This is a genomic window from Polaromonas jejuensis NBRC 106434 (genome assembly GCF_001598235.1).
Classification (GTDB): domain Bacteria; phylum Pseudomonadota; class Gammaproteobacteria; order Burkholderiales; family Burkholderiaceae_C; genus Polaromonas; species Polaromonas jejuensis.
Genome location: NZ_BCYO01000055.1, coordinates 1 through 7,111, shown reverse-complemented (window position 1 = coordinate 7,111; position 7,111 = coordinate 1). Strand labels below are relative to the sequence as shown.

Here is a 7,111-nt window from a genome sequence, read left to right as displayed (position 1 = left end):
CAGGACACCAGCGCAGGGTGTCCGCCATCGCCCGGAATACTGTCCGCGATGAACGTGGAATCACTGTCCGCCATCAGTGGAATGCGCACAAAGCCCACCAAGGTCACCGAGTCTCCCTTTTTGACCGCAACTTGAATGGTTTCAATGAGGGTGTCCAGGATTCGTCCTGCAGCTGCCTTTGTCAGGTCGTTCTTGGAAATAAGTTTTTCGATGAGTTCGATGCGGTTCATTTTTGACATTAAAAAAGGGATTGATGAGCCTCTCACTTTACTGCGCGCATATTGCGGCCTTCAATCGACCCAGGCCTTAATGTTGGTAGCTTTCTGCCAGCAGGCATAAGGCTTCGTACATAAGGGTGGCGCCCAGCAGTGCAGTATTGCCGCTGGGGTCGTAGGGTGGAGCGACTTCCACCACGTCAGCACCCTGCAGGTTGAGTCCGCTCAGTCCACGAATCAGTTGCAGGGTTTCCCGGGTCGTCAGGCCGCCAATTTCTGGCGTTCCTGTACCGGGTGCAAAAACGGGGTCGAGCCCATCGACATCCATGGAGAGGTAGGTCGGCCCGTCGCCTACCACGCGCCTGGCTTCTGCGATGACAGCTTCGACACCCATGCGATCGAACTCTTCGATAAACACCACGCGCATGCCCGATTCCAACGAATACCGCCATCCGGAGTCCGAATTTTGCGCGCCGCGAATGCCAATCTGGATGGTGCGCCTGGGGTCGAGAAGCCCGGCTTCCACGGCACGTCTGAAGGGCGAGCCGTGCGTGAACTTAGAGCCGGCAAAGGTGTCCCAGGTGTCGGTATGCGCGTCGATGTGAACCATGCCCAAAGGATGAACCGGTTGCATGGCTTGAAACACCGGGTAGGTGATGGAGTGGTCACCGCCAGCGATCAGCATTTTCTTGCCACTGGCAAAAAATGGCCTGAGAAAGCGGCGGATATCCTCGTGGGCCTGCTCGATGTCATACAAGTTGGTGAATGGAACATCTCCCACATCGCCGACGCGACAGGCGGCAAACGGATTGAAGCCCGTGACATGGTGGATGGCGCGCGTCAGCGAAGACATGTTGCGGATTTCTCGCGGACCGTAACGAGCACCGGTGCGAGCGCTGACGCCTCCGTCGTAAGGCACGCCTGCAATGCCGATGTCTATCTCGCTCGGGTGGCTGGCCAAAGGGGTGCGCATGAAGGTGGGAATGCCGCAAAAGCGCGGCAGGTTTTGTGCGGAGGTGTCAGTGGCTATCATGGAGCGCTTAAAACGTGGGTGGTGTATTGATCCACAGAACTTTGGTGACTGCTTCGCCCATATTGCTGTAACTGTGGGCCTGCTCGCTGGCGAAGTAAAAAGAGTCGCCCGCGCAGAGTTGGTAGGTGACATCCCCTATCGTCAGGCTTAGCGAACCTTGCAGCACATAGCCCATCTCTTCGCCCTGGTGCTGAATGCTGTCAGCCGAGGTGGCGCCTGGATCCAGCACGTGAATATCGCCTTGCAGTAGCTGGCCGCGCACCGGCGGCACCAGGCGTTCAAGTCGGATGCTGTGGCTGTTGTTCCCCGCCTTCCCGGTGCTGAATTGCACGACGGGTCGCTCCGCAGCCCGCGTGACGGGGCTGACGATCGCCTCTGACAATGTGGTCAGTTCCGCTACGTTGGTTTGCAGTGCCTGCGCAATCCGATGTAGTGTGGCCAAGGACGGAGATGCCAGGCCACACTCGATTTTTGACAACATGCTCTCTGAGCAACCCGCAAGTTGGACCAGCTGTTTGAGCGTGAAGCCGTGCCGGGTTCTGGCATGCCTGATTCTGCCCCCCAGGATAGTGGCGGGATCCAGTGAGGGACGGGGAACAGATTTATCGCGGCGCGTACTGCCTGCCGCTGGTGGGTGTTTGTTGGAGGGCATGGATGCTCCGAAAGCAAGGGAGCCGGATGCTGCCTGGCAGGCACTATCCGGCGCCAATATCTCGGTATTGTCCGTGATTAGTGCACAGAGAAATGGACCGGCATGGGTTGGTTGCTATTGATCGCAATGATGTCCTGGGGGCAGGAGGACATCACGACAATACAGTCCATTTCTGCAACGAACTCCACGTAATCGCCGGCTTCGCTCACAGTAGGCAGCCACTCGATGGCCCCTTCTTTGTTGAACGGAATGTTCATCCACAGATTTAGTGAACCGGGTACCTCACGTGTGCGCAGACCGATGGCCTTGATGGCCAAGCGTAAATTGTCAGCGCAACTGTCGTGGTAACCCTCTACGCCCAAGGTGCGATAGCGGTGGATGTCGCAAGGGGCGATCAAGGTGTCATGGATACCGACCGAGGTGTCGGTCTTAAACGTCAGGATGGGGCGGCGGTGGTTCGTCACCATGGCGTCGCCTGGCCGAGGATTCACACGGTCGATCCAGGCGCGCAGGTGCTCCATCGACAGGAATTCATTCATGCTGTCGGCTTTGAAGGCCCACATGTCGCACACCTGCGTGCCATGGGTGTTGATGATCCGGATGGTTTGTCCTTTGGCTACGCGTACAGCGCGGCCTTGGCGTGCGGGGACTTCATAGACCTTTCCCAGATCGGGCGTGCCATCGGCAGAAATGGGTTCATGCAGCGTGGCATTAATGCCCGCGGGTTCGCTGTTGTCAACGATGGAGGTAGGGGTGGACGTGGTCATCATGGTGAGCTCCTTTGGTGAATGCAGGGATTGCAGAGGTGAGTGGTTTTTAGGCGTCGGCCAGGGCAACCAGCGCAGCGGCCAGTGCACGCGCGCCCTCGACAAGGTCAGATATGAGGGTGTCCTCCGCCGCGTTGTGACTGATGCCTTTCTTGCTGGGCACAAAAAGCATGGCCGTGGGGCAGCAATCGGCGAGGTACATCGCGTCATGAAAGGCTCCCGAGCCCAAGTGGCAGTGGGGGGCCTGCGTAGCAAGCACGGCCGACTCCAGAATGGCCAGAACTTGGGCATCGAACGCGGTGGGTGCGCGCTGCATGAGTGCACGCACTTCATAGGTGCACGCGCCTTGGTTTTGCTCCAGCACGCGGTGCAGCAAGGCGTGCATGGCGCTAAGCTCGGATTCTTGGGGATGACGCACATCGACACTGAAAGTCACGCGATCGGCAATGGTGTTGATGGAGCCAGGCGCCACCTCAAATCGGCCCACGGTCCAACGCAAGGCATCATCGTGACGCGCGGCGGCAGCAGCGCCCAAATGGCTGACCATGGTGGCGGCGGTGAGCAAGGCGTCTTCCCGTGTGGCTAAAGGGGTGGTTCCTGCATGTGCGCTGTTGCCGTGGACCGTAACTTCATACCAGCGCACCCCTTGGATGACGGTGACGATCCCTAGGCTGTAGCCGCCACATTCCATTACTGGGCCTTGTTCGATATGGGCTTCGATGTAGGCATGGACAGGGTGACCAAGCTTGATTCTTTGCGCAGTCGGCGTGGCTTGCAATGCCGCATTGCGCGCGCTTTCAAAGCGCTGGCCCTGGGCATCTTGAACTGCCAAAAAAGACTGCAAACGTGTGGGGTCGCTGAACGCACTGGAGCCCATGGCCCCGGGGCTGAAGCGCGAACCCTCTTCGTTGGTCCAAATTGCGACTTCGATAGCGCGCCGTGTTTGGATGCCGGCATCGTCGAGCGCGTGCAGCACTTCCAGCCCTGCGATCACGCCGTATGCACCATCAAGCCAGCCGCCGATAGGTTGGGTGTCGATATGGCTGCCGGTCATGACCGGCGCAAGATCTGGGTCGGTTCCATGGCGGCGCACAATGAGGTTAGCCGCATCGTCGATATACCACTGGTAGAGTGCTCCAGTGCATAGGCCACATAACCATTGGCGTGCAGCCAACTCGGTGGTGGAGAGGGCCTCACGACTTACGCCGCCGTCGCTGCGGCCACCAAAGTCCGCCAGCCTGCGCTGCATCTGGATGAGCCGCTCACCTTGGACATGGGCCATGGCTTGCACGGCACTTAGAGGCAAGACGTTGGGGCGTAGCAAGTTAGTCACAGCGTCACAGCCATTTCTGGCAGGGCCGCGACGTTTATCGTGTCGTTCCGATTGCGGGCGAACCAGGTTCGCAAAAAGGAGCGCAGGCGCTCAGTCGTTGGGTTGGAGAACATCTGCTGCGGCACACCACTTTCAATGATCCGGCCGGCTTCCATGAAGACCACGCGGCTGGAGACTTTGGCCGCAAAGCCCATCTCGTGGGTCACCATGACCATGGTCATGCCGTCTCGGGCCAAGGATTGGATGACCTCCAGAACTTCATCGACCAGTTCTGGGTCTAGCGCTGATGTGGGCTCGTCCAGCAGCATGACTTGCGGCTCAACAACGAGTGCACGCGCAATGCCGACACGCTGCTGCTGCCCGCCGCTGAGCTGGGCGGGATACGATTGGGCTTTGGCTGCCAATCCAACTCGTTCAAGTGCTTTCATCGCGCGGTTGCGTGCGACTTCGACGGACAAGCCTTTTGCCAAGGTCAGGGGCGCCGTGATGTTGTCGATCACCCGCATGTGAGGCCAAAGGTTGAATTGCTGAAACACCATGGCCACCGATGCACGCACTTCGGTGATCGCATGTTCACTTTCGCGTCGGCGTTGACCAGTTGTTTGCCAACGCGCAGCAAGTCAGCAATTGCAAGCACCGAGATCACGGCGGAACCCTTGATGATGTCGATGGACTCCGAGGTGAGTGAGGGCAGGGTTAGGCGAAGAACCTGCGGCATCTGGATATGCCAGAGAATTTGCCTCTGGCTCAGCCCAAATACACGCGCGGCTTCGATTTGCGCTGCTGGAATTGAGGCAAATCCGGATCGCAGAATTTCGCTTTGGAAGGCAGCCGAATTCAAGCCCAAGATAGTCATCGCGGCGAGCCAGGGATTGAGGTCCAAGCCAAAGGCTGCTGGCAAATAAAACAGCATCAGCAACTGCACCAGCAGTGGCGTGCCACGAAAAAAACTCACATAAACCTGAACCAGAGTTGCCCCTGCACGGGGCCAGCGGGATCGCGCGATGTACAAGCCAACGGCCGCAACAAAGCCGATCGCAATGGCAACGGCTGATAGCCCGGCCGTTGTTAGCAGGCCTGATGTGATCGCTGGCGCATAGTCAGCCAATCGTTCGGCTAAGGGCATCGGAGCAACTCCTGGGGGCATCAATGAGGGGGCAGAGCTCGCGCAGATTTACATCTCTGGCGCAGGCAGGCGATCAACGGGCAGAGGCATAGTGAAGCCGAACCACTTCTTCTGGAGCTCTGACATCTTTCCGCTGGTGTTGGCACGGGCAATGCCATCGCTGAAGAACTTCACCAAAGGAGCGCTATCGCTGTCTTTGCGGCCCACCCAAGCGTAGAAGGTCTTGGGGCCAATGGCTGGCTGGACTACCGCGAAAGTGTCTGGCCGGCTTTTAACCAATGGTCCCAAGTTGGAGAGGGATTGAGCGACCGCATCAAGGCGACCAGCGGCCAGGTCGGCATAGGCTTCGTCAAAAGAGACATACTCGCGGATATCCTTCAGACCTGCCTTGCCCTCTGCACGCAGCTTTTTGTCGAATTCACGCGCCACTTTCAACTGCGCGGAACCGGCCTGCGACCCTACCACTTTGCCGCTGAGCTGGTCTGGTGATGTGAAGTTGCCATCCTGGGTGCGGCGCAAGAGGGCTACGGTGGCCTCTGCGATGGGCAACGTGAACGCGAATTTGGCGTCACGGTCTTTGGTGACCGTGACCGATGTCACCACGAAGTCAAATTTCTTGGCCGACAAGCCTGGCAATATGGCCTGAAAAGGAACGTCCTCGCGATTGGCCTGGACACCCGGCAAGTCGGCCATGATCAGCGCCAGCAGATCCGCGCTATAGCCCACGATCTTGCCGTCTTTGATGAATTCAAAAGGGGCAAATTGCGCCTCTGTGCCGATATTCATTTCTTTCTTTTGCTTCACGCTCGTGAGCAAGTCAACTGCGCTGGCCGACGTGGCCAAAAGACCAAGACTGCATCCCAGCAGTGCACTCATCGATACGATGTGTTTGAACGCTTTTTTCATGTGTAGCCCTTTGAAAAATTGGGTAGTCAAGCTTCATTCCATTGATTCAAGTGACTTGAATCTGTGGGGGTGATAGCAATTGACGTGCCAGGATTTTTTGAGGTTAAGCCCCCGCCTTATGGGGTAACGCATGCGTCAGAAAGCCCATGGGCACCCATTCGGGGTGCGAAAGACGCACCAAGGACACATCAATGGGAGATGCGCACGGAGTTGGTGCGATTGCGGGCACTGCGGTCAATTTCGCGAGTATTGGCAAGATGCGAGTCCGAGCCATGGCAGCTCACTCACGACAGGCCGTTTTCAGCCTTTTCAGGTGACTCGGCAATGCTGTTCACTGCAATGGATTTGCAAGAAGCCCGAAGCAAGAAGGTCGGCAATTTCCGGTGCAACTGATCAGCGCTAAATCGGCACGGGGGGGTGCGGCGTAAATCTTGGACTGGTTTATGCCGTAAGTCCGAGACTCGCCCGGTATTCGATGGGACTGAGTGAGCCAAGGGATATCTTGATGCGCTTTTCGTTATACCAGCGGATGTAGGAGTCAACTACCTCGATGAATTGCTCAATAGTTGAACCCTGCCAGTTGCGAGGGTAGAACAGTTCCGTTTTCAGCCGCCCAAAGAATCCCTCGCAAGCCGCATTGTCGGGCGAGCATCCCTTGCGCGACATCGAGCGGATCAGCTTGGCGTTGTGCATCCTGGAGAGCCAGCCAGGCCAGCGATAGTGCCCACCGCGATCAGAGTGAACGACGGGCCGATCATTGCTGTTGGCTACTCTCTCGATGGCAGCATCCAACATGGTGTTCACCAGGTCGGCATCTGGACGCGTACCGATGGTCCAGCTGACCACCAGACCATCGAAGCAGTCGATCATGGGCGAGAGATATACCTTGCCAGCAGGTATCTGGAACTCCGTGATGTCGGTCAGCCATTTCTCATTCGGAGTTGCAGCCTGGAAGTCCCGGTTGATGAGGTTCTCTGGCGCCGGGCTGATTTCGCCAAGGTAGGAGCCGTACCGACGCTTTCTGTTAGCGGCAACGACCAGGCATTCCTGCTTCATGAGGCGTTGTACGACTTTCTCTG

The 7,111-nt window shown here is 57.8% G+C and carries 9 protein-coding genes; all 9 read right to left on the bottom strand.

What is annotated here, in order from left to right; genetic code table 11:
* The coding region (locus PJE01S_RS24890) for an HU family DNA-binding protein (RefSeq protein WP_174548579.1) at positions 1-230 on the bottom strand (230 nt) is incomplete at its 3' end.
* 76 nt (positions 231-306) lie between these two features.
* A complete protein-coding gene (speB, locus tag PJE01S_RS23840; RefSeq protein WP_068836207.1) occupies positions 307-1,248 on the bottom strand; it encodes an agmatinase in 942 nt (313 codons plus the stop codon).
* A gap of 7 nt (positions 1,249-1,255) precedes the next feature.
* Positions 1,256-1,900, bottom strand: coding sequence for a cupin domain-containing protein (locus tag PJE01S_RS23835; protein ID WP_084389741.1), 645 nt, complete (start codon positions 1,898-1,900; stop codon positions 1,256-1,258).
* Positions 1,901-1,977: 77 nt separating this feature from the next.
* Positions 1,978-2,670, bottom strand: a complete 693-nt coding sequence (locus PJE01S_RS23830; protein WP_068836205.1) for a DUF1989 domain-containing protein — start codon at positions 2,668-2,670, stop codon at positions 1,978-1,980.
* A 46-nt stretch (positions 2,671-2,716) separates the two neighbouring features.
* Positions 2,717-3,949, bottom strand: a complete 1,233-nt coding sequence (locus PJE01S_RS23825) for a M20 family metallo-hydrolase (protein WP_068836204.1) — start codon at positions 3,947-3,949, stop codon at positions 2,717-2,719.
* A gap of 47 nt (positions 3,950-3,996) precedes the next feature.
* Positions 3,997-4,539, bottom strand: a complete 543-nt coding sequence (locus PJE01S_RS23820; RefSeq protein ID WP_084389740.1) for an amino acid ABC transporter ATP-binding protein — start codon at positions 4,537-4,539, stop codon at positions 3,997-3,999.
* Complete coding sequence (locus tag PJE01S_RS23815; RefSeq protein ID WP_068836202.1) at positions 4,497-5,126, bottom strand: amino acid ABC transporter permease; 630 nt, start codon at positions 5,124-5,126, stop codon at positions 4,497-4,499. The genes PJE01S_RS23820 and PJE01S_RS23815 overlap by 43 nt, the downstream gene beginning before the upstream one ends.
* A 48-nt stretch (positions 5,127-5,174) precedes the next feature.
* On the bottom strand, positions 5,175-6,062 hold the full coding sequence (locus tag PJE01S_RS23810; RefSeq protein ID WP_245660965.1) for a transporter substrate-binding domain-containing protein: 888 nt from the start codon (positions 6,060-6,062) through the stop codon (positions 5,175-5,177).
* Positions 6,063-6,473: 411 nt separating this feature from the next.
* The coding region (locus PJE01S_RS23805; RefSeq protein ID WP_157090464.1) for an IS3 family transposase at positions 6,474-7,111 on the bottom strand (638 nt) is incomplete at its 5' end.

Coding starts and splice junctions, on each gene's coding strand:
- PJE01S_RS23815 (WP_068836202.1), bottom strand. CDS start 5,126: ATGCCCTTAGCCGAACGATTGGCTGACTATGCGCCAGCGATCACATCA.
- speB (WP_068836207.1), bottom strand. CDS start 1,248: ATGATAGCCACTGACACCTCCGCACAAAACCTGCCGCGCTTTTGCGGC.
- PJE01S_RS23825 (WP_068836204.1), bottom strand. CDS start 3,949: ATGGCCCATGTCCAAGGTGAGCGGCTCATCCAGATGCAGCGCAGGCTG.
- PJE01S_RS23835 (WP_084389741.1), bottom strand. CDS start 1,900: ATGCCCTCCAACAAACACCCACCAGCGGCAGGCAGTACGCGCCGCGAT.
- PJE01S_RS23830 (WP_068836205.1), bottom strand. CDS start 2,670: ATGATGACCACGTCCACCCCTACCTCCATCGTTGACAACAGCGAACCC.
- PJE01S_RS23820 (WP_084389740.1), bottom strand. CDS start 4,539: ATGGTGTTTCAGCAATTCAACCTTTGGCCTCACATGCGGGTGATCGAC.